Origin of the sequence: Planococcus sp. A6, assembly GCF_028823615.1 — a bacterium.
GTDB lineage: Bacteria > Bacillota > Bacilli > Bacillales_A > Planococcaceae > Planococcus.
Genome location: NZ_JAPEHT010000005.1, coordinates 1 through 22,784, shown reverse-complemented (window position 1 = coordinate 22,784; position 22,784 = coordinate 1). Strand labels below are relative to the sequence as shown.

27 protein-coding genes and 1 riboswitch are annotated in these 22,784 nt (G+C 49.8%); of the genes, 22 read left to right on the top strand and 5 right to left on the bottom strand.

What is annotated here, in order from left to right:
* The first annotated feature begins 32 nt into the window (after positions 1–32).
* The 3 genes from ON064_RS01590 to ON064_RS01580 all read left to right on the top strand — a co-directional run bounded on the left by ON064_RS01590 (position 33) and on the right by ON064_RS01580 (position 1,597).
* Complete coding sequence (locus ON064_RS01590; RefSeq protein ID WP_274623337.1) at positions 33–425, top strand: thioredoxin family protein; 393 nt, start codon at positions 33–35, stop codon at positions 423–425.
* The gene (locus ON064_RS01585) at positions 415–582 is read left to right on the top strand and encodes a hypothetical protein (RefSeq protein ID WP_274623336.1); all 168 of its coding nucleotides are present in this window, start codon (positions 415–417) and stop codon (positions 580–582) included. The genes ON064_RS01590 and ON064_RS01585 overlap by 11 nt, the downstream gene beginning before the upstream one ends.
* Positions 583–682: 100 nt before the next feature.
* Positions 683–1,597, top strand: coding sequence for a diacylglycerol kinase (locus tag ON064_RS01580; RefSeq protein ID WP_058381391.1), 915 nt, complete (start codon positions 683–685; stop codon positions 1,595–1,597).
* Positions 1,598–1,651: 54 nt separating this feature from the next.
* On the opposite strand, the gene ON064_RS01575 is transcribed toward ON064_RS01580, so the two are convergent.
* Positions 1,652–2,086, bottom strand: a complete 435-nt coding sequence (locus ON064_RS01575; protein ID WP_121301248.1) for an NUDIX hydrolase — start codon at positions 2,084–2,086, stop codon at positions 1,652–1,654.
* A gap of 199 nt (positions 2,087–2,285) precedes the next feature.
* Between ON064_RS01575 and ON064_RS01570 the strand changes: the two genes are divergently transcribed.
* The 10 genes from ON064_RS01570 (at position 2,286) to ON064_RS18375 (ending at position 9,737) form a co-directional block, all read left to right on the top strand.
* Positions 2,286–3,629 carry a cytochrome ubiquinol oxidase subunit I gene (locus ON064_RS01570; protein WP_274623335.1) on the top strand — a complete coding sequence of 448 codons (1,344 nt, stop codon included), beginning with the start codon at positions 2,286–2,288 and terminating at the stop codon, positions 3,627–3,629.
* Positions 3,629–4,657 (top strand): cytochrome d ubiquinol oxidase subunit II, encoded by a 1,029-nt coding sequence (locus ON064_RS01565; protein WP_101805304.1) that lies wholly within the window; start codon positions 3,629–3,631, stop codon positions 4,655–4,657. The genes ON064_RS01570 and ON064_RS01565 overlap by 1 nt, the downstream gene beginning before the upstream one ends.
* Positions 4,658–4,671: 14 nt before the next feature.
* Positions 4,672–4,782: a cytochrome bd oxidase small subunit CydS family protein gene (cydS, locus tag ON064_RS18430; RefSeq protein WP_374703198.1), complete on the top strand. Its 111-nt coding sequence runs from the start codon at positions 4,672–4,674 to the stop codon at positions 4,780–4,782.
* Positions 4,783–4,870: 88 nt separating this feature from the next.
* Positions 4,871–6,232: a 23S rRNA (uracil(1939)-C(5))-methyltransferase RlmD gene (rlmD, locus tag ON064_RS01560; RefSeq protein ID WP_274623334.1), complete on the top strand. Its 1,362-nt coding sequence runs from the start codon at positions 4,871–4,873 to the stop codon at positions 6,230–6,232.
* A 212-nt stretch (positions 6,233–6,444) separates the two neighbouring features.
* On the top strand, positions 6,445–6,921 hold the full coding sequence (locus ON064_RS01555; protein WP_274623333.1) for a flavodoxin family protein: 477 nt from the start codon (positions 6,445–6,447) through the stop codon (positions 6,919–6,921).
* A 48-nt stretch (positions 6,922–6,969) separates the two neighbouring features.
* A complete protein-coding gene (locus tag ON064_RS01550; RefSeq protein ID WP_274623332.1) occupies positions 6,970–7,440 on the top strand; it encodes a GNAT family N-acetyltransferase in 471 nt (156 codons plus the stop codon).
* A 96-nt stretch (positions 7,441–7,536) separates the two neighbouring features.
* Positions 7,537–7,962 carry a DUF1801 domain-containing protein gene (locus ON064_RS01545; protein ID WP_058381384.1) on the top strand — a complete coding sequence of 142 codons (426 nt, stop codon included), beginning with the start codon at positions 7,537–7,539 and terminating at the stop codon, positions 7,960–7,962.
* Positions 7,963–8,088: 126 nt separating this feature from the next.
* Positions 8,089–8,247 (top strand): Fur-regulated basic protein FbpA, encoded by a 159-nt coding sequence (gene fbpA / locus ON064_RS01540; protein WP_083509116.1) that lies wholly within the window; start codon positions 8,089–8,091, stop codon positions 8,245–8,247.
* A gap of 69 nt (positions 8,248–8,316) precedes the next feature.
* A complete protein-coding gene (locus ON064_RS01535) occupies positions 8,317–9,618 on the top strand; it encodes an amidase family protein (protein WP_342455306.1) in 1,302 nt (433 codons plus the stop codon).
* Positions 9,615–9,737 carry a hypothetical protein gene (locus ON064_RS18375; RefSeq protein ID WP_342455305.1) on the top strand — a complete coding sequence of 41 codons (123 nt, stop codon included), beginning with the start codon at positions 9,615–9,617 and terminating at the stop codon, positions 9,735–9,737. The genes ON064_RS01535 and ON064_RS18375 overlap by 4 nt, the downstream gene beginning before the upstream one ends.
* A 42-nt stretch (positions 9,738–9,779) precedes the next feature.
* On the opposite strand, the gene ON064_RS01530 is transcribed toward ON064_RS18375, so the two are convergent.
* Positions 9,780–10,619: a TetR/AcrR family transcriptional regulator gene (locus ON064_RS01530; RefSeq protein ID WP_274623331.1), complete on the bottom strand. Its 840-nt coding sequence runs from the start codon at positions 10,617–10,619 to the stop codon at positions 9,780–9,782.
* A 182-nt stretch (positions 10,620–10,801) separates the two neighbouring features.
* On the opposite strand from ON064_RS01530, the gene ON064_RS01525 reads away from it, so the two are divergent.
* The 4 genes from ON064_RS01525 to ON064_RS01510 all read left to right on the top strand — a co-directional run bounded on the left by ON064_RS01525 (position 10,802) and on the right by ON064_RS01510 (position 15,658).
* Complete coding sequence (locus ON064_RS01525) at positions 10,802–12,268, top strand: MDR family MFS transporter (RefSeq protein ID WP_274623330.1); 1,467 nt, start codon at positions 10,802–10,804, stop codon at positions 12,266–12,268.
* A 109-nt stretch (positions 12,269–12,377) separates the two neighbouring features.
* Positions 12,378–13,490 carry a DEAD/DEAH box helicase gene (locus ON064_RS01520; RefSeq protein ID WP_274623329.1) on the top strand — a complete coding sequence of 371 codons (1,113 nt, stop codon included), beginning with the start codon at positions 12,378–12,380 and terminating at the stop codon, positions 13,488–13,490.
* The gene (locus tag ON064_RS01515; protein ID WP_121301238.1) at positions 13,490–14,713 is read left to right on the top strand and encodes an aminopeptidase; all 1,224 of its coding nucleotides are present in this window, start codon (positions 13,490–13,492) and stop codon (positions 14,711–14,713) included. The genes ON064_RS01520 and ON064_RS01515 overlap by 1 nt, the downstream gene beginning before the upstream one ends.
* Before the next feature lie 12 nt (positions 14,714–14,725).
* Positions 14,726–15,658, top strand: coding sequence for an SGNH/GDSL hydrolase family protein (locus ON064_RS01510; RefSeq protein ID WP_274623328.1), 933 nt, complete (start codon positions 14,726–14,728; stop codon positions 15,656–15,658).
* A gap of 60 nt (positions 15,659–15,718) precedes the next feature.
* On the opposite strand, the gene ON064_RS01505 is transcribed toward ON064_RS01510, so the two are convergent.
* Positions 15,719–15,868, bottom strand: coding sequence for a hypothetical protein (locus ON064_RS01505; protein WP_167456542.1), 150 nt, complete (start codon positions 15,866–15,868; stop codon positions 15,719–15,721).
* A gap of 64 nt (positions 15,869–15,932) precedes the next feature.
* Entirely contained in the window at positions 15,933–17,015 is a 1,083-nt protein-coding gene (locus ON064_RS01500; protein WP_274623358.1) for a M20 family metallopeptidase, read from the bottom strand.
* Positions 17,016–17,154: 139 nt separating this feature from the next.
* Positions 17,155–17,254: riboswitch (TPP riboswitch) on the top strand.
* A gap of 65 nt (positions 17,255–17,319) precedes the next feature.
* Between ON064_RS01500 and thiT the strand changes: the two genes are divergently transcribed.
* Together thiT and map are read left to right on the top strand one after the other, a co-directional pair.
* Positions 17,320–17,895 (top strand): energy-coupled thiamine transporter ThiT, encoded by a 576-nt coding sequence (gene thiT, locus ON064_RS01495; protein ID WP_058381377.1) that lies wholly within the window; start codon positions 17,320–17,322, stop codon positions 17,893–17,895.
* Between the two features lie 161 nt (positions 17,896–18,056).
* The gene (gene map / locus ON064_RS01490; protein ID WP_211653615.1) at positions 18,057–18,809 is read left to right on the top strand and encodes a type I methionyl aminopeptidase; all 753 of its coding nucleotides are present in this window, start codon (positions 18,057–18,059) and stop codon (positions 18,807–18,809) included.
* A 45-nt stretch (positions 18,810–18,854) separates the two neighbouring features.
* Here map and ON064_RS01485 read toward each other — a convergent pair whose 3' ends face one another.
* The gene (locus tag ON064_RS01485; protein WP_274623327.1) at positions 18,855–19,595 is read right to left on the bottom strand and encodes a tryptophan-rich sensory protein; all 741 of its coding nucleotides are present in this window, start codon (positions 19,593–19,595) and stop codon (positions 18,855–18,857) included.
* 186 nt (positions 19,596–19,781) lie between these two features.
* Here ON064_RS01485 and ON064_RS01480 point away from each other — a divergent pair, with 186 nt between their 5' ends.
* From ON064_RS01480 to ON064_RS01470, 3 genes are all read left to right on the top strand, one after another.
* The gene (locus tag ON064_RS01480; RefSeq protein WP_274623326.1) at positions 19,782–21,581 is read left to right on the top strand and encodes a M3 family oligoendopeptidase; all 1,800 of its coding nucleotides are present in this window, start codon (positions 19,782–19,784) and stop codon (positions 21,579–21,581) included.
* A 1-nt stretch (position 21,582) separates the two neighbouring features.
* Complete coding sequence (locus ON064_RS01475; RefSeq protein ID WP_274623325.1) at positions 21,583–22,131, top strand: GNAT family N-acetyltransferase; 549 nt, start codon at positions 21,583–21,585, stop codon at positions 22,129–22,131.
* A gap of 79 nt (positions 22,132–22,210) precedes the next feature.
* A complete protein-coding gene (locus ON064_RS01470) occupies positions 22,211–22,693 on the top strand; it encodes a DinB family protein (RefSeq protein WP_274623324.1) in 483 nt (160 codons plus the stop codon).
* The last annotated feature ends 91 nt before the right edge of the window (positions 22,694–22,784 follow it).

Here is a 22,784-nt window from a genome sequence, read left to right as displayed (position 1 = left end):
AGGTAAACTGTTTTGTAAGGAGACGTGATAGAATGATGACGGAACTGGAATATTTTGAGCATGCCATCTCACTGGAGAAATATATGGCGCAGATGGAATCCAATCAGGAAAAAACCTACGCGATCTATGAGAAATTCGAGTTGCCGGCCGATCCGGAATTTATCGATATGCTGAAACAGCAGCAATTGAAGATCTTGGCGATTACCGAAGATTGGTGCGGCGATGCGATGATGGTCAACCCGATTCTCCGGAAATTGGCAGAATTGGCGGATCTCGAAGTCCGTTGCGTCTACCGTGATGACAACCCCGAACTCATGGACCGTTATTTGACGGATGGCGGAAAGTCGATCCCGAAATACATTTTCCTATCTGAAAGCGGGGGCATGGGGGCCGCGTTCGCCGAAAGTCCAGCAGATGGTCGATGAAAAGAAAGCGAAACTGCCGGAAAAAGAAGATCACCAATACGAGCTGCATTGGAAAACGGTAATCGGGGAGATATCCGACCGTTTCACGTCCGATCCGGAGCTCTGGCAAGATACGTATGAAGACATTCGCAAGAGCTTGCAGAAAAGCTTGGCTTAACACTATACAGACAGCCGGCTGCAGAATGCCCGTCCGCGGGAACTTTCTGCAGCCCTGTCATGTCCTGTTTCTATAGAATGGTCCAGAAAGGCTGAATCCGATGAAACGAGCACGCATAATTTATAACCCGACATCCGGCAGGGAATTGTTCCGCCGCCACCTCCCGGAAGTATTGGAAAAGATGGAAATCGCAGGATACGAAACGTCCTGCCACGCGACTACCTGTGAAGGGGACGCAGTGAAAGCGGCGGAATATGCAGTCGAGCGCAAATTTGATTTGGTGGTGGCAGTCGGTGGGGACGGGACGCTTAATGAAGTCGTCTCCGGAATCGCCAAATACCCGGTACGCCCGAAAGTGGGCTTGATTCCAATGGGCACGACCAATGATTTTGCACGGGCCGTGCGCATCCCACGTGATATCAATCGCGCTGTCGACATCATCATCAAAGGCGAATCGATCCCTGTCGATATCGGGGTTATGAACGATGATCGCTATTTCGTCAATATTGCCGGAGGAGGGCGCTTGACGGAGTTGACGTATGAAGTGCCGAGCAAGCTCAAGACGGTGCTTGGACAGTTGGCGTATTATTTGAAGGGCATCGAGATGATTCCTTCGATTCGCTCATCCCGTGTCCGTATTGAATACGACGGCCAAGTGTTCGATGACAAAGCGATGATGTTTTTGATCGGACTGACGAATTCCGTTGGCGGCTTTGAAAAACTTGCGCCAGATGCTAGCATCAACGACGGCAAATTTACCTTGCTTATTTTGAAGGAATTGAACATGGCGGAATTTATCCGTGTGGCATCTCTTGCGCTTCGAGGAGAGCATTTATCTGACCCGCATGTGTTGTATGTGAAAGCGAGCAAGATTTCCGTGACTTCCAATGAACGCGTATTGCTGAACCTCGACGGTGAGTTCGGCGGCATTTTGCCGGCTACCTTCGAAAACCTGGAGCGTCACATTGAAATGTTCGTGCCGCTGGAATATATCAAAGAAAAAGACCGCAAATAAAAAAGCGATCCGCTCATCCCTATAATGGGGTGAATGGATCGCTTTTTTGATAGCTCAGTATTCCAGCAATTCGATCGCTTCGTCTTGGTCCGCCGCAAGCTTCGGCAAGCCTTCAATCGGTTCCCAGCGATACTGTACGATAAGGCCGTTGTCGCGCCCTTCGCTTTTGATGGTGTGTTCGAATTCGTCGATTTTCTCGCCCGTGTATTCAAAATGGAAGATGTTGCGCTCGTACGCTTTATCTTTATGCGCCGGGTAATAATTGTATTTGTGGATTTTCCCGACGAATTCCAGCACATCACGCGGCAAGCCGGTTTCTTCTTTCACTTCACGGTATAGGGCATCGATCAATAATTCGTCTTCCCCAATTGTTCCGCCTGGCACTTGCAAGCCGACTTCGGGTTCGCCTTTGTACTCGAATACGAGCAATTCTCGGTTGTGTTCTTCGCCTCTGGTAATATAGGCAAATACCTTTCTGCTTGTTTCCATATGAATCATCCTTTTCTTTTGTTCATTATAGAATACTAAAAATTCAGCAAAATTTCAATGGGGATGTTTTCATTTTGTCACAGCTTATTCAAACATCGGGCGGAATCGGATGCCTCGCAGAAGTTTATGGGAGGGCCTTTGAGGTACAATAAAACATATAACGGGCTGTGCTTTGGCCTATGTAAAGGGGACGAGAATTTTGGGATTTGAAGATGTGGCTTTACAAAGCCGGATACTGACCTTGATGACCCTATCATTCCACATCATCTACGCGACGATTGGTGTGGGGGTCCCACTCATGATCATGATTGCCCAATGGGTCGGAATTAGAAAAAATGACGAGCATTATATCCTCCTGGCACGTCGCTGGGCGAGAGGGTTTGTCATCACGGTAGCGGTCGGCGTCGTGACCGGTACCGCAATCGGGCTGCAATTATCCTTGTTGTGGCCAAACTTTATGCAGATGGCAGGGAATGTCATTGCGCTCCCGCTGTTCATGGAAGTCTTCGCCTTTTTCTTTGAAGCGATTTTCCTCGGAATTTATTTGTATACGTGGGACCGTTTTGAAGACCAGCGCAAACATTTCCTATTGCTGGTTCCGGTCGCACTCGGAGCGGCTGCTTCCTCTGTATTTATCACTATCGTCAATTCGTTCATGAATGCGCCGCAAGGGTTTGATGTGTTGAACGGCGAGCTGGTAAATGTGAGCCCATTGCTTGCGATGTTCAGCCCGGCCGTGCCGACGAAAGTCGCACACGTCCTGTCGACAGCGTTCATGACGAGCGCCTTCGTGTTGGCATCGATCGCTGCCTTCCGTTTGCTGCGCGGGTCGAATCATATTTACCACAAGAAAGCGTTGTTCCTGACAATGAAGCTCGCGCTGATCTTTTCGGTTGCGACCGCTATCATCGGCGACTTTTCAGGGAAATACTTAGCCGAATACCAGCCAGAGAAGCTGGCAGCTGCCGAATGGCATTTTGAAACGGGATCGGAAGCTGAACTTGTGTTGTTCGGTGTGTTGGACGGCGAAGAGCCGAAATACGCAATCCGCGTTCCATATGCGCTCAGCATTTTGGCGCACGGTGTACCAAGCGGTGAAGTTATCGGCTTGAATGATTTCCCGGAAGATGAAATTCCGCCGCTGTGGATCCATTACCTCTTCGATACGATGGTCACGCTCGGCATGTGGCTGGCGTTCTTCTCCTTCGTGTACGTCGTCGGAGCGTGGCGCGGTTGGTCCATTGTCACGAAACAATGGTTCCGCTGGCTGACCGTGCTGAGCGGGCCGCTCGCGATGCTCGCGATTCAGGCCGGCTGGTGGTTCACGGAAGTCGGCAGGCAGCCGTGGATCTTGCGCGGCTACATGAAGACGAGTGAAGGGGCGACAGCAAGTGGCCAAGTCGATTTGATGATCGTCATGTTCGCCGGTCTCTATGTCATTCTCGGAATCGGGACCGTTGTCGTCTTGTCACGCATGTACAAACGTAATCCGGTCGAGAAGGAATTGGCACAGCGTGAATCTGCAAAAGGCGGTGAGGAATAATGACACTCGAAATTATCGGGATTTCCGTTCTTTGGCTGTTTTTGTTCCTCTATGTCATCGTAGCGTCGATTGATTTCGGCGCCGGATTCTTTAACGCCTACAGTGCTTTTTCCGACAAACAGCATATTCTGACAGGCATCATCCAGCGCTATCTGTCGCCGGTATGGGAAGTGACGAACGTCTTTTTCGTTTTCTTCTTCGTCGGCATCATCGGGTTCTTCCCGCAGACGGCGTTCTACTACGGCACGACGCTTCTCGTGCCGGCAAGCATTGCGCTTATTTTGCTGGCAGTGCGTGGTTCCTATTACGCCTTCGCTACTTATGGCGCGAAAATCAATCACCGTGGTTATATCTATATGTACGGCTTATCTGGTCTACTGCTTCCGGCGGCACTGTCGCCGGTGCTGGCCATTTCAGAAGGCGGCTTCATGCGCCTTGAGGGCGGGCAGCCCTCGCTTGATTACTGGGCGCTGTTTACAAGCCCCTTGATGTGGAGCATTGTCGTCTTGAGCATTGCCGCAGTATTGTATATTTCTGCCGTGTTCTTGACTTGGTATGCCTGGAAAGCTGGAGACGAAAAAGCGACGCAGCTCGTCCGCAAATACGCATTGGTTTGGGCAGGCCCGACGATTGTCACGGCGACCGGCATCATTTTTGAACTTCGCGGGCACAATCCAGAACATTATGCGAGCTTGCTCGATTTGTGGTGGATGTTCGCGCTGTCGTTCCTGTTGTTCCTGGGTACCGTGTTCTTGATCTGGAAAAAGCGCAATTACGGCTTGGCGTTCATCCTGCTCGTCGGCCAGTTCTTTACCGCGTTTTTTGCCTACGGGGCATCGCATTACCCGTACCTGTTGTATCCGCATTTGACAATTTACGATAGCTTCACGAATGAATCGATGGCGATCGCCTTGATCATCGCCTTTATCGCAGGGCTTGGGCTATTGCTGCCGTCGCTCTATCTCTTATTCCGCCTGTTCCTCTTCGACAAAGATTACGTCAAAGGGAAATCGGATTATCATGCCTAAGGAGGCTGTGAAAGATGAATGATTTCTTCATTTTCTATGCGCCGTTTCTGGTGATCATCCTGGCGATTGCCGTCGGTTTCTGGATATCACTGAAAGATGGCCCGGTAACGAAAGACAAAAAATAAAACTGTGGCGGGAATTTCCCGCCGCAGTTTTTTACTGCTTAAAAAGCGGATATGTTACAATAAGTCAATGTGAAATGGAGTGAACGTAATGAAACCAGTAACGAAAAATGACCGCTTGTCCGTCTACGTCGAAGACTTGACGCATGATGGTGCCGGCGTTGCCAAAGTGGACGGCTATCCGCTATTCATCAAAGATGCATTGCCCGGGGAGACCGTCACAGTGCATGTATTGAAAACATTGAAATCCTACGGGTTTGCGAAACTCATCTCGATCGAAGAGAAATCCGCAGACCGCATCGATGCGCCGTGCCCGGTGTTTGAGATTTGCGGCGGCTGCCAATTGCAGCACCTGTCCTACGAAGGGCAATTGAAATACAAAGAGAAAGTCGTGCGCGATGCGATGGCGCGACTCGGCAAATTGCCGGACGTGCCGGTCCATCCGGTCAAAGGCATGGACAATCCGTGGCGCTACCGCAATAAATCGCAGATTCCGTTCGGCCAAGAAGATGGGCGTGTCGTCGCTGGTTTCTACCAGCCGCGCTCGCACCGTATTGCGGATACCGATATCTGCTTGATTCAGACACCGGAAGCGGATATTTTGATGGCGTCGCTCAAGCGTAATTTGCAGGACATGGGCATCGAGCCGTATGAAGAAAAGACGCATCGCGGCATGCTGCGCCACGTCGTTCTGCGCAAAGGGCGCGTGACAGGCGAATTGATGGTCGTGTTGGTGACGAAAAAGCAGAAATTCCCGCAAGCAGAGCGCGCCGTGGAAGCGATCCGTGCGGCATTGCCGGACGTGACGTCAATCATGCAGAACGTTAACCCAGAAAAGACCAATGTCATTTTCGGGAATGAAACGATCAATCTATGGGGCAAGGACATCATCGAAGACCGGATTGGCGATGTGCGTTTCGAGATCTCTGCGCGTTCGTTCTATCAGGTCAACCCGGAACAGACGGAAGTGCTGTACGGTCAGGCGCTAGATTACGCGGGGCTGACAGGAACGGAAACGGTGATCGATGCGTATTGCGGCATCGGCACGATTTCGCTATTCCTTGCACAGCGCGCGAAATTCGTCATGGGTGTCGAGATCGTCCCGCAGGCGATTGAAGATGCCAAACGCAATGCCGATTTGAACGGCTTTACGAATACCTTATTTGAAGCAGGACCCGCCGAAGAAGTCATTCCGCGCTGGTATAAAGATGGCAAAGAAGCCGATGTGCTTGTCGTCGACCCGCCGCGCAAAGGCTGCGATGAAGCACTCCTTCAAACGATGCTCGAACAACAGCCAGAGCGCATCGTTTACGTCTCCTGCAACCCGGCGACGCTGGCACGCGACCTGCGAATTTTGGAAGACGGCGGCTACCGGACGCAGGAAGTCCAGCCGGTCGATATGTTCCCGCAGACGACGCACGTTGAATGTGTCGCGTGGCTGACGAGAAGCTAATTCTTTATTAGTTAATGGAATTAAATGTAAAAACCCCATCCCTGATGACTGTTCTTTGAACAGCATTGGGGGTTTTTTTATGCAATAGGGGATCAAAATGAAAATTTGTACTTTAGCAGGAAGGAATATTCTGCGGGACAGGGAAGTAATCAATCATCAGTGACGGAGTGCGACCATGGAATTGCGGATGCTTCAACGAAGGAGGGAACGGTATGAAAATCGGCATTATCGTGCATTCCCAGACCGGGCATACCTTGCTTGTCGGGGAACAGCTTCGTGAAAAATTACAGGGCGATGGCCACAAAGTGCAGTTAAGGAGGATGCAAAATCTCGAGAATGAAGAAACGAAAAATCCAACAGCTGTACAATTGGATTCATTGCCGGAAATCAAAGGATATGATGCTTTGATTTTTGGTGCATGGGTGCAGGGCTTTACGCTATGTCCTGGGTTTATAAAGTATGCGGAACAACTTTCGGATCTCGGCCAAGCACCGGTATCTTGTTTCTTGACGCAGCAATTCCGCTATAAATGGATGGGCGGCAATAGGGCCATGTCCAAAATGACGACATCGCTTGAAGCAAAAGGGGGAGTGGTCAAATCGACGGCCATAATCAATTGGTCCCATAAGAAAAGAGAACAGCAAATCGAGGAATTGGCCGAACGCTTCAGCAGTCAATACAAAGCGTAGGCAATGGAAAGGGAGCAGGCCAAGTAGCAAGAAAGGGAGTCGGAAATCATGTCAGACATCCACTTTAAACGGCTGGCGGATGATGCACAGTCACTGGAGCGGTTCAGGGAGTTGAATGTTTTGTTTGCGGATGCCTTTGAGGAACAAGAAACGTATCTCGAAAACCCGCCGCCCGATGGCTATCTCCAATCTTTATTGGCAAAAGAGCATGTCCTCGTTTGTGTTGCATTGTCTGGCGGCGAACTTGCAGGCGGGCTTGTCGCGTACGTCTTGGATAAATTCGAGCAGCAGCGGAAGGAAGTATACATCTATGATTTGGCGGTGGCCAGCAAATACCGCAGGAGAAAAGTCGCAACCGGACTGATTCAGTTTGTCCAGGCGGAAGCGCAAGGTTTAGGCGCGTGGGTTGTCTTTGTCCAAGCGGATCCTGTGGACACGGCTGCCGTGAAACTATATAGCTCGCTTGGAACAAGAGAAGATGTATTTCATTTTGATTTCACCTTAGAGGAACGAAAATGACCACCACGTTCCGTATCTGGCGTTAGGTGTTGAGGCAGGACAATGGACATTATATGTGGAAGTAGAGACCAGGAGTTTTCTGGAGGAGGAGTAGGGATGTACGAACAAAAAACGAAAGAACACGAAGGCAGTGTCATTGAATTCATCGAATCGGTCGAAAAGCCGTCAAAAAAAGAAGATGCTTACCGACTGCTGGAGATTTTTGAACAAGCGACCGGGCATCCGGCGAAAATGTGGGGAGACAGCATCATTGGCTTCGGTTCTTATCATTACCGCTACGCAACCGGCCATGAAGGCGATGCACCGCTTGCTGGATTTTCCCCGCGTAAAGCGAAAATCAGCTTATACCTGACAGGCTGTGCAGAAAAAGAGCCGGATGCACTCGAGCGTCTGGGGAAATGCACGTCGGGCAAATCCTGCATCTACATCAATAAACTCAGCGATATCGATTCGGAAGTGCTGAAAGAATTGATCCAAAATGCAGCAGCGTATTTGCAGGAGCGCTATCCTGACAAAGGCTGAGCTGAAATTTGTCGAAACGAGGGCGGACCAAAAAATTATCGGCAGTTTTTCTTTTGGCAGGTTTTAGGCTGTGATCGTTTCGGGTATAGAAATAGTGATACTATCTGCAAGGAGAGAAGAAGCACGATGGAACACATACCCGAGTCAAAATTCGAAGACAAACGGTCGATGGTCATTGATGAGCTCGTTTCGAAGAATGTCTTCAAGATCAACGGCAGGCAGCTTTACGAACTGTCCTTATATGAACTGTTAAAGGAATATACCGATAAAAGCCTAAGCTCATGAGCTCAGGCTTTTTTAGATATCTATGGCCCTGGAAAAGGGTTAATTTTGCATCATGTGGGAGGAACAGTCATGCATCATCAAAAACTGGAAGACTACCGCAAAAACAAGCTCGACGAAATGACGATTGCCCAGTTGCAAAAAGAAATGGAAACGGGCAAGCTGACGTCGGAAGAACTCGTGCTGATGTATAAAGAAAATATTTCGCTGCGCGATAAAAATACCCACGCCGTGCTTGAGATCAATCCCGACGCCTTGCTTATTGCCCAAGCGCTGGATTTCGAACGGAAGTATAAAGGGCCGCGCTCGAAACTGCACGGCATCCCTCTGCTCGTCAAAGACAATATGGACACTGGCGATAAAATGCATACAAGTGCCGGTTCACTTGCCATGGCCGACCATTACGCGCTGCGCGATGCGAAAGTGGTGGAAAAACTGCGTGCGGCGGGTGCGATCATTCTCGGAAAAACCAATATGACCGAGTGGGCGAATTTTATGAGCGATAAAATGACCAACGGCTATAGTTCGCGGGGCGGCCAAGTGAAAAACCCATACGGCGCATTCGATGTCGGCGGGTCGAGTTCAGGATCGGCGGCCGGAGTGGCTTCGAATCTGGCTACGGCTGCGGTCGGGACGGAAACTTCCGGTTCGATCATCAACCCGGCAGCGCAGAACAGCCTCGTCGGCATTAAGCCGACGATCGGCCTCATCAGCCGCGCAGGGATCATTCCCTTATCGCATACGCAAGATACTGCCGGGCCGCTTGCACGCACAGTGGAAGATGCGGTTACGGTGTTTGCGGCTTTGGTCGGGTCAGACCCGAATGACGAAATCACGCTGTTTGCCGAGCAGTTCAAGGGCTATGATTGGCAGCAGCATTTAAAACAAGACGGGTTATCTGGGGCTGTATTCGGTATGGACCGCCAATTGTTCACGGATATTACGGGACAGCAATCTGCCGCATTCGAGCAGGCCATGGAGCAGCTGCGGGCATGCGGAGCCACCATCAAAGAAATCGATCTTGGCGCCGATCAGGAAGATCTCGGTTTTGCGGTGCTGCTCCATGAATTTAAATCAGACTTAAACGCCTATTTGGCGCGCTCGAATCCCGATCACCGGATCCGTTCAATGAGTGACATCATTTCATATAATGAAGAGCATGCGGAACAGATGTTGAAATTCGGCCAGAATTTATTGGAGCAGGCCAATGGCATGAGCGGAAACTTGACGGAGAGGGAGTACGTCGAGGCGCTTGAACGCAACATAAGCGCCTCGGGCAAGCCGGGGCGGATGCGCTTGTTCTGCCGCAGGATTTTGGCTGCAATATCGGGGCTGCTGCAGGGTTCCCTTCGATCACGGTGCCGTCTGGAATGACGGAATCAGGAGAACCGTTCGGCATCACGTTTACCGGACAGGCATTTGACGAACCGAAGTTGATTGAATATGCTTATGCGTTTGAACAAGCGACAGTGGGACGGAGGCGCCCCTCATAAAAAATCCCCTTCTTTGGAATTTCATCCGAGGAAGGGGATTTTTTATTTGATCTGGCGCCATACATGTTCCAAGAAAATCTGCAGTTCGGCATCGTCCGTGCTTTGGCCTAAAGTAGTCAGCACACTGTTGACGATCGCTTTACGCGGGTTTGGAGCTATAAGTTCATCGGCAAGAAATGCGATCATTTGCTGCAAGTCCGGATTTTTTTCAGCAGCGGCAAGCGCCTGCAATTGCTTTGATCTGTCGGCTAAAGTTGGCGACTGCCCGTTTTGCTCTAGCAGATGCTCGGATAAAAATCGCTTGCCGTCTTTTAATTGGGCCTCTACTGCTTGTTTCATGCGATGGACGATGTAGACCGTTAGTTCATCAAGCGGCAGCTGCTGGCCAGTGCCGAGCCGCCAAACATGCATCAATTGCTGGAGCGCTCCGTTGGCCATCGCGGCATTTTCCAGTGCATAAGGACGCACCTCTTCACCGAACATATCCACAATGCGGCTGCTCAGCCACTTGAGCTCCGCAATGTACTGGCTTTTCCCGAAAGCTTTCAATTCCTCGTCTTGTGAATAGAAGATGCTTTCGTACAGGGAGAATAGGTTCTTCTCATGATTCATGCGGATGCGAATCGCTAATTGTCTCGCAAACAGGTCGGTGTCGGATGGAGATTCCCCGAAAGCGGCGGCGATGCGTTGTGCGCGGATATCTTCACTGATCGATTCCATCAAAGCGATCAGGCATTCCGATTTCGACGTGAAGTAATTATAAAAAGTTCCTTTGGAGATGCCGGCTTCATCCAGAATGTCCTGAATAGATGAAGCGTTATAGCCCTTCTGGATGAATAAGCGATGGGCGGCATGGACGATTTGCTGTTTTTTAGGATTCATAATATCCCCTTTTTGGACTGATAGTATAAAAAAAGCATACCGTCAAAAGCTGATGAAATCAATGTTTCGAACTTATAGACTGTTCTCAGGACGTCTTTCTTGTAAAAAATATACCATGAGTATAAAATGTGTCAATAGAGTATAATCAGCCGAATTAAATCGGCGAGACGGAGGAAAGAAAGATGAAAGAAACATCGAAACCACCTTATGCAATCATCGCCATTTTGTTCACCGGGGCATTTGTAGCGATTTTCAATCAAACCCTTTTGAATATTGCACTCCCGGAAATCATGACCGACTTGAACGTAGACGCTGCGACGGCTCAATGGCTCGTCACGGGTTATATGCTCGTCAACGGTATCCTGATTCCGGCGAGCGCTTATTTGATCCAGCGTTATTCCAACCGGGCCATCTTTATTGTCGCGATGTCCTTGTTCTCACTCGGGACTTTGCTTGCCGCACTCGCGCCGACATTTGCTGTCCTATTGATTGGCCGTATGGTCCAGGCGTCAGGCGCTGCCCTCATGATGCCTTTATTGATGAATGTCATGCTCGCCGCGTTTCCCGTCGAAAAAAGAGGGCAGGCAATGGGCGTCTTTGGGATGGTCATGGTCGTAGCGCCGGCAATCGGCCCGACGCTCTCGGGCTTTATCGTCCAAACCTATTCGTGGAGAATCCTGTTCTTTATCGTATTGCCGGTCGCTTTGATTCCGTTATTGCTCGGGATCTTCAAATTGAAAAACCTGACCTTCCAAAACCGTGAGCTGTCGCTTGATCCATTGTCTCTCGTGCTATCGAGCCTTGGGTTTGGCGGGTTGCTTTACGGATTCAGTTCGGCCGGCTCGCTCGGCTGGGAAAATCCGGCTGTTTATTTAACGATAGCGGTCGGCCTATTGTCCTTAACAGCCTTTGCGTTCCGACAAATGAAGTTAAAAGAACCGCTATTGGAGCTGCGCGTCTATAAGCATCCGATGTTCGCATTGTCGTCGGTTATTTCAGTCACTTTGTCGATGGCAATGTTTTCGGCCATGATCCTCATGCCGATCTACATCCAGACCATTAAAGGCATCTCCCCGATCCAATCCGGTTTGATGATGCTGCCGGGAGCGCTCGTCATGGGGGTTATGTCTCCAATTACAGGCCGCATTTTTGACCGATATGGAGCTAAAGTGCTGGCATTGCCTGGATTGGCTCTTGTTGTCATTACTACCTATTTGTTCAGCAATCTGACGCTGGATACGGGTTACTATGAAATTATGGCCATCTATACATTGCGCATGTTTGGCATATCAATGGTCATGATGCCGGTCATGACGAACGGGCTCAACCAATTGCCGATGAAATTTTATCCGCACGGAACGGCCATCAACAATACTTTACAGCAGGTTTCCGGCGCAATCGGTTCAGCGTTTCTTGTCACTTTGATGAATACGCGCACCGAATCGACGGCACAAGAACTGGTCGCTTCGGGGACAAGCGCGCAGGCAGCGACCATTCCTGCCATGCTCGAAGGCATCAACTTTTCGTTTACAGTGTCGACTTACATCGCACTCGCTGCGTTTCTGTTGGCGTTATTCATTAAAAAGCCCAACCAGAAAGCGACAGAAAGACAAAAAGAACGCGTCTATAAACAACGCTATGCAGATTGACAAGAGGCGGCTCCTTCTAAAAAAGGAACCGCCTTTTCATTTGCCGAAAAAGGCGGCAAAGAGCCGGATATGGTACACTTAAGGCATCGAAAAGAAGGTGGAATGACACATGAATTTTATAGAAGAACTAAGTCCTGTCTGGCAGGATAAATGGAAACAAACTGGCTTTACAGAAGCGATGCCGATCCAGGAACAGATGATTCCGGAAATGCTCGCAGGAAACGACATCGTAGCGGAATCTCCGACCGGTTCGGGGAAAACACTGGCTTACCTGTTGCCGATCTTGGAACGAGTCGATCCGAAAAAACCGAATACACAAGCGATGATCATTGCGCCGTCACAAGAGCTCGCGATGCAAATCGTTAACGTCTTGCGTGAATGGACAACGGGGACGGATGTCACTGTCACGCCGTTGATCGGCGGCGCGAATATCCAGCGCCAATTGGACAAATTGAAGAAAAAACCGACAATCGTCGTGGGTACACCAGGGCGCTTGAACGAATTGGTCAAAACCAAGAAACTTAAGATGCATGAAGTACGCATCATGGTTCTTGATGAAGGCGACCAATTGATGGCACGGGAACACCGCGGCATCATGAAGGACCTCATTGAAAGAACGCAGCAAGATCGTCAGCTCGTATTGGTATCGGCGACCATTACAGAAGAAATCGAATTGGTGGCAGAACGCCTGATGAAGCAGCCGACACGCTTGCAAGTATCGGCTGAACAGTTGCCGAAACAAGGTAAAGTGACGCATTCGTTCATTAAAGTCGATGAACGCGACAAGACCGACTTGCTTCGCAGCCTATCGCATATGACAGGCGTAAAAGCACTTGCATTCGTCAACAATCTCGACCAAGTGTTGATGAAGGAAAGTAAGCTGAAATTCCGCGACGCCAAAATCGCGACTTTGCATTCCGAAATGAAAAAAGAAGAACGCAAGAAAGCATTGGACGATTTCCGTAAAGGCGACACGGCGGTATTGATCGCGACCGAAGTGGCAGCGCGCGGGCTTGATATCGACCAATTGACGCACGTCATCCATGTCGATGCACCGATGACAGTCGAGCAATATTTGCAGACGCTTCTGGCTTATGCCGATGAAAAGCATTATAAGAAATTGACGAAAGAATTGCCGAATAAGCCGGTGCAGAAAATCATGCATGGCGGCGAATTGGTGGAAGGCAATAGCAAAACCATTACAGCAAAGGGGAAAAAATGATGAGCTTTCAGGACAAGTTAGCGCAATATGCGGAATTGACTGTCCGTGTCGGCGTCAATGTCCAACCGGGGCAGGAGCTATTGATTGCGACGACGACGGATACCGTGGAATTCACGCGTTTGGTCGTCGAGAAAGCCTACGAAGCAGGGGCTAAGCAAGTCCATGTCGCGTTCACGGACCCGTCAGTTATACGGACGCATTACGAATTGGCACCGGACGCCGCGTTTCACGAATTTCCGGATTGGGTCGTCAAACAGCGCGACGCCATCATCGATCATAAAGGTGCATTCTTGTGGATCGATGCGGAAGACCCGGATTTGCTTACAGGCATTCCTGCAAAACGCTTAAGCGATGCGCAAAAATCCGCTGGAAAAGCATTGGAACGCTATCGCCAGGCTGTCGGATCCGATAAGATCGCTTGGTCGATCGTTGCGATCCCCTCTGAAAAATGGGCGCAAAAAGTGTTCCCAGACGAAGAGGATCAAATGGCTGCTCTGTGGCAAGCGATTTTCCAGACCGTGCGCATCGGAGACGGTGACGCAGTCGCGTTGTGGCAGGAACATATCGCCAACCTGGAACGACGGGCGGCCGCATTGAACGAACGGCGCTACCGGAAATTGCATTACCGTGCGCCAGGAACCGATTTGACGATCGGCTTGCCAGATGGCCATATTTGGATGAGCGGCGCTTCCCGCACACCGGACCATGTGCCGTTCATCGCCAATATGCCGACTGAAGAAGTATATACCGTGCCGGCCAAACTGGAAGTTGAAGGCACCGTGCGTAATACGAAGCCGCTCGTTTACCAAGGCAATATCATCGATGGCTTCACGTTGCGCTTCGAAAATGGCCGTATTACAAAAGCTCAAGCAGAAATCGGCCAGGAACTATTGGATGAATTGCTTTCAGCCGACGAAGGCGCAGCATATCTCGGGGAAGTGGCGCTTGTGCCGGTGGAATCGCCGATATCGGCTTCCGGCATTTTGTTCTACAACACCTTGTTCGATGAAAATGCATCGAATCATTTGGCAATCGGCGATTCCTACCCGACTTGCCTCGAAGGCGGAAAAGACTTGGAACGCGACCAATTAAAGGATTACGGATTGAATACATCGATCGTCCATGAAGATTTCATGATCGGCTCGAGCGAGATGGACATCGACGGCATTACAGAAGACGGCAAGACCGAAGCGATTTTCCGAAAAGGAAATTGGGCATTCTAACGAGGTGAGCACATGAAAAAGACAATGAGTGCGGCAGCAGCTGGGCTATTGCTAATAGCAGGGAATACGGCATCTGCGGAGCCGCAAATTCCTGCCGCTTATGTGGCGATCGGCGATTCACTGGCGGCAGGCCAGACGCCGAACCGGTCAATCGACAGCGGTTATACAGATTTGATTGCGCAGGAATTAACGCGCAACCAGCCGCTGGCGTTCTATTCGAAAGACTTGGCTTTCCCTGGATTCACCACAGGAGATGTCCTGGAAAGCATCGAGTCGGATGAAGCAAAAGAGCTGCTTGGCCAAGCGAACATTATCACGGTGTCTGCCGGAGCGAATGATTTGCTGCGCCTCGTGCAAGCGAATGCCGCTGAAGGGGCGTTGAGCTTTGAAGAGATCCAAGCGGATTACGCACTGAATGCGGCGCGTGAAAATGTCGAAACGATTCTTTCTGAACTGGAAGAGCTTGCGCCGTCAGCGGATATCTATGTAATGGGCTATTATTTTGCTTACCCGCATGCCCGTGACAGTCAAAAACAAGGCACGGCTGGGCAATTGGAGCAATTAAACGACATCCTCAAGCAGGAAGCAGAACAGGCGGGCGCGACATTTGTCGATGTAGCCGACCGTTTCGGTGAGGATGCCGTGGAACTCGTCCCAAATTCCGGAGACGTCCATCCGAACGTAGATGGCTATCAGGAGATGGCGAACGCATTCTTCGAGCAATACGGCGAAGGGTTTAAAGTAGAAGATGCAGAACTTCCGGAACCGGCGCCTGTAACGTTCGAAGAAATCCAGCAAATGCAAGAACAGGAAGAGCCGTCAGGTGAAGCGAATGAAGAAGAGGCCGATTCGGAAGATGTTTCAAGTGACGATTCTGCCACCAAGCCTTCTGAAGGCAAAGATCTGGATTATTTAGCGATTCGCCAGGCATTGCCGCTCATTTAAAAAGCTTAAGCAATATAAAAAGACCGGAGAAAATGAATCATTTTCTCCGCCTTTTATTGTTCAGCGGCTTTTTCGTGAGTCGCTGCGGTTACGTGCATCGTTTTCATTGTTTGCATTGTTCTTCTTGCGGTTGTTCATCACTTTACGGATGATCGGGTATGCAATCGGCCCGTATTTAATCGCAGATCTGACAAGTCTTCCAATAGCCATATTTATCGCTCCATTCATTTTTTCGTATTGAGGTTTAATAGAGTTTTCCCGATTTCAGCCTTTTTTAAACCTCTGTCGGGGCATTGGCGTGTGCGATCAGGATATCCTTATAGAAATGGACACTTGAAATGGAGACGTATTCAGCGTTGCCGTGCCAGTCGTCTCCACTCGGCCCGAACTCGATAGCGCCTTGCCCGCCGATTTTCTCGGCGTAATAACGGGTGTCGGCAGCGCCGTGCTGGCCGAACAGCACCGGCTGTTCCGAAAGCGTCGACTCGACGGCCTTCATCAAGGTCTGGATGTACGGATGGTCGTCCGTCGTCGTCAAGGCAGGGGTCGAACCGCTCGCCTTGTATTCCATATCGACATCGAGCGTGTTGGCCAGCTGTTCCATTTGGCGGACAATATCGTCCTTGTCCTGTCCCGGCATGAAGCGGATATCGTAGGACATCTTGCAGATTTCAGGCACTACATTATAACGGTCGCCTGCATTGATGATCGGCAAGTTAACGGAAGGCTGCTCATAGTATTCCGTCGATTCTTTGCGGAACGGCAAATCGTTCATGCCGGCATGGAATTTCATCGCCGATTCGATGGCGTTAATGCCTTCCCATGGGCGCGATCCGTGAGCCGGTTTGCCTTTGAATGTCAAATCCATTCTCAGGATGCCTTTCGATTGCAAGCCGATCTTCAAATGGGTTGGCTCACCACAAATGACAAAGTCGCCGTAATGGCCTTGATCGACCAGCCATTTCGACGTGTTGCGCCCGCCGATCTCTTCATCGGTGACGATATGTAGATGCACTTCGCGCGGCAATGCAGAAGCATCGAGGTCGACAAATGCCTGCATCATCGCGGCGACGCCGGCTTTCATGTCTGCCGACCCGCGGCCATATAGTTTGTCGCCTTCTTCGATTGGGGAAAATTGCTCTTTATGCCCCGGCACGACGTCGACATGGCCGTTCCAGATGATCTTTTCGGCGCCTCGCCCTTTAGCTGCTGTCAGCATGAGGTAGCCGTCGTTATCGTGTACTTCGACTTCTTCGCCTCGCTCTTTGAGCCATTCAGAGCAGAACATCAGCGCTTCGTTCGCTCCTTCTTTCGTATCGCTTTCGATTTTGATCAAATCCTTCAATAAATCAATCATTGATCCGGCAGTTTTCAAACTGCCTCCACCACCTTCCACAAAGTTTGCTAGTTTCTAATTACCCTAATCCGTTTGGCTGAAACGGCCTTGCAAGCCAAGTATGCGTTGTGTACAATACACATAATAGCGGAATAATTGTATACACCACAAGGGGAGCTTTGGCTGAGAGTGAACGAGTAAGTTCTTACCCTTCGAACCTGTAAGTTAACACTTGCGCAGGGATGTGGATGGAAAAACCGTTTTTTATATGGTTTTTAAAAACGGCCCTTCTGGTGATGTGCAAATCCAAAAGGAGGCAGTTTGAATGAGGAATAAACGTGTATTGTTAATGGTCGAAATTGCGATTTTTGCAGCTCTCGGCTTTGTATTGGATTTTATCGCCTTTCGCATGCCGCAAGGGGGATCGGTCAGCCTGGTCATGATCCCAATCGTGCTGATGGCATTCCGCAGGGGCATCGGAGCGGGTGTCATCACGGGGCTTTTAGTCGGCTTGCTGCAGATTGTCACGGGCTTTATCTCGGTAGCGCCGCTGTCGTTCGGCTTTGTGGTCATGCAAGTCATTTTGGATTATTTGCTGGCATATGGCGTCGTCGGTTTGGCCGGTATGATGCGCGGCCGCTACTTGGAAGCCGTGCGTGCGAGAAAGACCGGAAAAGTCATTGCCATGGTCGCGCTTGGCGTATTGATCGGGTCATTTCTCCGTTATGTGATCCATGTCATTACGGGGATCCTATTCTTCGGCATGTTTGCGGAAGGCAATGTCTTCGTCTATTCAGCAGTCTATAACGCTACTTATATGATTCCCGTTGCGATTGTCGCAGCGATTGTGTGCTCTTTGTTGTTCATTACAGCGCCGCGTTTGACGCAGCCGGATTCATGATGAAAGCCGCCTTATCGATAGGCGGCTTTTTTGATGGATAAAGAAAATAATGAATGCTGTTTATTGGTTATTTATGGGAAATCATCGGAAGGTATGAGAGGCGAGAGCGGCTTATTCTATGTTATAATGTCCAAATAGAATAGTTTGAAAGAAGGGTCAGTATGATAGCGACTAATGAAAAAGATATTGAAGGTTTGAAAAAAGCCGGACAAATGGTGGCAGAAATCCGTGAAACGATGAAAGCGGCCGTGAAGCCCGGGATTACGACGAAAGAACTCGATGAACTGGGCGGACGCCTGTTCAAAGAATGGGGCGGTGTCTCTGCTCCGAAATCGGAATATGATTTCCCGGGCTATACATGCATCAGCGTCAACGAAGAAGTGGCACACGGCATTCCAGGAAAGCGCGTTATCAATGACGGCGATATCGTCAATATTGACGTGTCCGGATCATTTGGGGAGTATTTCGCGGACACCGGCATTTCATTCGTGGTCGGTGAAGGGCACGAAGCGAAAGAAAAGCTTTGCCAAGCGGCGGAATCCGCATTTGAACGCGCCATGATGAAAGTGAAAGCCGGTGCCAAGCTGAACCAGATCGGCAAGGCAGTCGAACGCGAAGCGAAAGACCAGGGCTTGTTCGTCATCAAGAACCTGACAGGGCATGGCGTCGGGAAATCGCTTCACGAAGCACCGCAATATATCCTTAATTATTACGATGCATGGGAAACGACGATCTTGAAAGAAGGCATGGTGCTCGCAGTCGAGCCGTTTATTTCCCAAAAGGCTGAACATATCATCGAATCAGGCGACGGCTGGACCTTTATCACGCCGGATCAATCGCTCGTCGCACAGATCGAACATACCGTACTTGTCACAAAAGGCGAGCCGATTTTGCTGACGAAACTCGAAAAATAAAATCATCGAATATAAAAAAACAACCATCAGCCGATGGTTGTTTTTTTATGGCGTCATACCTGTTTTTGCGGGCTTCTTCTTAATCAACAAGATGCCAGTCAATAAAACACCGCTCAAAAATAAAGCTGCCGTACTGACCAGCATCTCGTCCATGCCGTGGCGTACGGCGATCGCGACGAACGCCCAGATGAAGACCAAAGTCAGCGGGATATCTGAATGGTGGAAACGTATATGAAGCGCCAAAGCGGTCGCCACGGTCAGCATGATGACCGTCCACAACTGATCGCTCAGCCCCCAGCCGCTCCAGCTATAGAAAGTCAGGACATAGCTAATATTGGCGATAGTCGCAACACTGATCCAGCCAAGATTGACCGAGACCGGCAAACGTTCCATAAAGCCCCGTTCTCCGTTTCCGTATTCCAAGTACAAAGCGATCAGCGACAATAGATAGGCAATCATTGCAGCAATCGACCAAATAAAGAACTCATAATGCCAGCAAAGCAGCCAGGCAATATTGAAAACAGCGCTCAAGATGAAATACAATGTTACTTTTGCTGAAGGGTGCACTCCTTTTTTCAAGCGCAGCCAAAAGCCGATGATCCAGATAGCCAATAAAATATATATAACGGACCAGATGGAAAATGCATAACCGGCCGGCGTAAAGAGGACCGGCACACGGTCGGAGATTTCACCGGTAGTCTGACCGTTGATCGGCAGTATATTCGCCAAGGCATTCATGGTGACGACGGCGATAAATGCCAGCGTCATCAGCAGTACGCGAATCATATGAAATCCCTCCTCAAATATCAGTATAAACTCGCCAGCCCGCACGACCAACAAGAAAGTGCAGGAAGTTTTTGAAAAATGGCGATATCGTGAAATGTGTCAGGCAGTCGCCGTTCCCGTTCTTTGAAGGGAGATGTTATACTTATTAATGTATTTTGAAAATTCGTGACTGCAGGGGGAAAAAAGATGACGAATACATATCCGGAAGTATGGGAGCTCGATAGTTTATTTTCAGGGGGAAGCGATTCAGCTGAATTGAGAACGCATCTGGACGCAACAGGCAATAAACTGGCCGATTTTGAACAAGCTGCTGCTACATTTGATGTGCCAAACCGAACAGCCGATGCGCAACTAATAGCGGCTTTCTTGGAAAAGACCAGTGATGTATCGGTGGACCTTCGCCAAGCCGGAGCGTTTATCGGCTGCTTGATGGCGCAAAACACCGAAGACAAAAAAGCGGCATTGCTGCAAAGTGAACATGCATTGATGCGATCCCGTTTCCAAAGTGCTTTCTTGAAATTCAAGCAGGCGCTCATGGAGACGGATCCGAATGTCTGGTCAGAGCTGCTTTCGACTGAAGACTTGCAGGAATTCGCCTTCGTCTTGGACGAATGGCGCAAAGAAGCGAAACGGTTATTGTCTGAACAAGAGGAAGGGCTTATTACATCGCTCGGCATCGATGGTTATCACGCGTGGAGCGAATTATACGATTTGCTGATCGCCTCCGTATCGGTCCAAGTGGATGTTGACGGTGAAGACAAGACCTTGTCAGTGGGGCAAGCGAATAATTTAAGCTCCCACCAGGATGCAACCGTAAGGAAGGAAGCCTACGACAAGCTGGAAGCGGCATGGGGCGAAAAAGAAGAGCTATTTGCCAAAACTTTGAACTCGCTCGCAGGATTCCGGCTGCAAATGTATAAAAAACGCGGCGTCGACAATGTGCTAGAAGAGCCGTTGCAGATGAACCGCATGAAACAGGAAACCTTGGATGTCATGTGGCAAGCCATCAGCGAACATAAACAGCCATTTGCGGATTACTTGGCGCGCAAGGCGCAACTGCTTGGTAAAGACCAGCTTGCCTGGTACGATGTCGACGCGCCAGTCGTGGAAAACTCCCAGTCGTTCGACTACGAACAAGGGTCGGAGTTCATCATCCGCCATTTCGGGAAATTCGGCCCGGAATTGGAGAAATTCTCCCGCCACGCGCTGGAAAACGGCTGGGTGGAAGCGGAAGACCGCGCGCATAAGATGCCGGGGGGCTTTTGCACATCGCTCCCGAAAAGCGGCGAATCGCGCATCTTCATGACCTATAGCGGATCGATGTCCAATGTCGCGACATTAGCCCATGAATTGGGGCATGCCTTCCATACGCACGCGCTGCAACCGATGCATGACTTGAACCGCAGCTATGCGATGAACGTCGCCGAAACGGCGTCGACTTTCGCGGAAATGATCGTAGCCGACGCAGCGGTCAAGAATGCTGTGACCAAAGAAGAGAAAATCTCGTTGCTGGAAGACAAGATCCAGCGCAGCGTGGCGTTTTTCATGAACATCCATGCCCGCTTCCTGTTCGAGACCAGATTCTATGAAGAACGCAAGAATGGCGTAGTTCCGGCAAGCCGCTTGAACGAATTGATGGAACAGGCACAAGAGGAAGCGTTTGCCGGCAGTTTATCGGAAGGGCATCCACATTTCTGGGCATCGAAATTGCATTTCTATATCACCGATGTACCGTTCTACAATTTCCCGTACACATTCGGTTACTTGTTCTCGCTCAGCGTGTATGCGAAAGCGCTCGAAGAAGGACAAGGATTTGAAGAGAAATATATGGCCTTGCTCCGGGACACGGCGATCATGAGTACAGAACAACTGGCGATGAAGCATCTCGGAGAAGATATCACCGAAAAAGGGTTCTGGGAAAAAGGCATTGCCTTGTGTACAAAAGATGTTGAGGAATTCATCAAATTGACTGCAGAAGAGGGATAAGATGAATCTGCTTTTTGAAGGGAAAACGTGTTATCTGCGCACACTCACCGTAGAAGATGCTGAAGACATGGTGCGGATTCTGGTGAAAAACCGCGATTATTGGGCGATTTATGAGCCGAGGCATCGCGATAGTTATTTCACGATCGCCGTACAGCGCGAGAAAATCCGTGAATCGATCTACCAAGCGAGAGAAAACCGGGAATACAGTTTTGGGATTTTCTCACACGACAGCAATCAGCTGATTGGCCATATTTCCATATACAGCATCAAGCGCTTGCCGTTCCTCAGCGCCTTGGTCGGCTACTCGATGGACGAACAGTTTATCGGCCGCGGCATTGCGAGTGAAGCGGTCCGCTTGATCACGGCTTTCGGATTTGAGCAATTGCGCCTCCACCGCGTGGAAGCGTACGTTGCCCCGGATAACATCGGCTCACTGCGCGTGCTCGAAAAAGCGGGATTTGAAAAAGAAGGCTTGCTCAAACAATTCCTGTTCATCAATGGGGAATGGAAAGACCATTATTATTACGCATTGCTCGAACAGGATTTTTGAAAGGGCAAGGCCGCCTATCTGAGATGGTGGAAGGATATGCGGAGATGGTTTGAAAGATAATGAAGGGAGAGGGTGCCAGATGAATCCCGAGAAATTATTTGCCTATCACCAATGGGCCAGCCAAAAGGTGCTGCAATTGGTGGGAGACTCAGGCGAAGAGTATTACACAAAAACAGGTGAAAATTCATTTCCATCGATCCGTGAAACGGTTGCCCATGTCATTGGCGTCGAAAAGATGTGGTTCAAGCGGATGAATGGGGTCAAGAGCCCGGAATTTGAACATTTCGACGTAGACACGGTCGAGAAAGCGAAAAATGCCTTGCTCTTGCTTCATGCGGAGATGGAATTGTATTTCGCCTCACTATCAGAAGAAAGCTGGCAAGAAGAGCTGGATTACCGCAATATGAAAGGCGACGAGTTCCGCCACAGCCGCGAAGAAATGCTTTTCACCGTCGTCAACCACGCGAGCTACCACCGCGGGCAGATCACTTCTTTATTGCGCCAGTTCGGCAAAGCCGGAATCCCGCTTGATTATATTTATTTCCAAAAAGAAAACCGCTGAGATTTCTCAGCGGTTTTTAGCTTGTCTAGAAAGTTAAGAAGTCGTATTTTCCGAAGCTAATCGCTCGCTTTCCGCGGGCGGGAATCGAGCC

Coding starts and splice junctions, on each gene's coding strand:
- ON064_RS01590 (WP_274623337.1), top strand. CDS start 33: ATGATGACGGAACTGGAATATTTTGAGCATGCCATCTCACTGGAGAAA.
- ON064_RS01585 (WP_274623336.1), top strand. CDS start 415: ATGGTCGATGAAAAGAAAGCGAAACTGCCGGAAAAAGAAGATCACCAA.
- ON064_RS01580 (WP_058381391.1), top strand. CDS start 683: ATGAAACGAGCACGCATAATTTATAACCCGACATCCGGCAGGGAATTG.
- ON064_RS01575 (WP_121301248.1), bottom strand. CDS start 2,086: ATGGAAACAAGCAGAAAGGTATTTGCCTATATTACCAGAGGCGAAGAA.
- ON064_RS01565 (WP_101805304.1), top strand. CDS start 3,629: ATGACACTCGAAATTATCGGGATTTCCGTTCTTTGGCTGTTTTTGTTC.
- cydS (WP_374703198.1), top strand. CDS start 4,672: ATGAATGATTTCTTCATTTTCTATGCGCCGTTTCTGGTGATCATCCTG.
- rlmD (WP_274623334.1), top strand. CDS start 4,871: ATGAAACCAGTAACGAAAAATGACCGCTTGTCCGTCTACGTCGAAGAC.
- ON064_RS01555 (WP_274623333.1), top strand. CDS start 6,445: ATGAAAATCGGCATTATCGTGCATTCCCAGACCGGGCATACCTTGCTT.
- ON064_RS01550 (WP_274623332.1), top strand. CDS start 6,970: ATGTCAGACATCCACTTTAAACGGCTGGCGGATGATGCACAGTCACTG.
- ON064_RS01545 (WP_058381384.1), top strand. CDS start 7,537: ATGTACGAACAAAAAACGAAAGAACACGAAGGCAGTGTCATTGAATTC.
- fbpA (WP_083509116.1), top strand. CDS start 8,089: ATGGAACACATACCCGAGTCAAAATTCGAAGACAAACGGTCGATGGTC.
- ON064_RS01535 (WP_342455306.1), top strand. CDS start 8,317: ATGCATCATCAAAAACTGGAAGACTACCGCAAAAACAAGCTCGACGAA.
- ON064_RS18375 (WP_342455305.1), top strand. CDS start 9,615: ATGACGGAATCAGGAGAACCGTTCGGCATCACGTTTACCGGACAGGCA.
- ON064_RS01530 (WP_274623331.1), bottom strand. CDS start 10,619: ATGAATCCTAAAAAACAGCAAATCGTCCATGCCGCCCATCGCTTATTC.
- ON064_RS01525 (WP_274623330.1), top strand. CDS start 10,802: ATGAAAGAAACATCGAAACCACCTTATGCAATCATCGCCATTTTGTTC.
- ON064_RS01520 (WP_274623329.1), top strand. CDS start 12,378: ATGAATTTTATAGAAGAACTAAGTCCTGTCTGGCAGGATAAATGGAAA.
- ON064_RS01515 (WP_121301238.1), top strand. CDS start 13,490: ATGAGCTTTCAGGACAAGTTAGCGCAATATGCGGAATTGACTGTCCGT.
- ON064_RS01510 (WP_274623328.1), top strand. CDS start 14,726: ATGAAAAAGACAATGAGTGCGGCAGCAGCTGGGCTATTGCTAATAGCA.
- ON064_RS01505 (WP_167456542.1), bottom strand. CDS start 15,868: ATGGCTATTGGAAGACTTGTCAGATCTGCGATTAAATACGGGCCGATT.
- ON064_RS01500 (WP_274623358.1), bottom strand. CDS start 17,015: ATGATTGATTTATTGAAGGATTTGATCAAAATCGAAAGCGATACGAAA.
- thiT (WP_058381377.1), top strand. CDS start 17,320: ATGAGGAATAAACGTGTATTGTTAATGGTCGAAATTGCGATTTTTGCA.
- map (WP_211653615.1), top strand. CDS start 18,057: ATGATAGCGACTAATGAAAAAGATATTGAAGGTTTGAAAAAAGCCGGA.
- ON064_RS01485 (WP_274623327.1), bottom strand. CDS start 19,595: ATGATTCGCGTACTGCTGATGACGCTGGCATTTATCGCCGTCGTCACC.
- ON064_RS01480 (WP_274623326.1), top strand. CDS start 19,782: ATGACGAATACATATCCGGAAGTATGGGAGCTCGATAGTTTATTTTCA.
- ON064_RS01475 (WP_274623325.1), top strand. CDS start 21,583: ATGAATCTGCTTTTTGAAGGGAAAACGTGTTATCTGCGCACACTCACC.
- ON064_RS01470 (WP_274623324.1), top strand. CDS start 22,211: ATGAATCCCGAGAAATTATTTGCCTATCACCAATGGGCCAGCCAAAAG.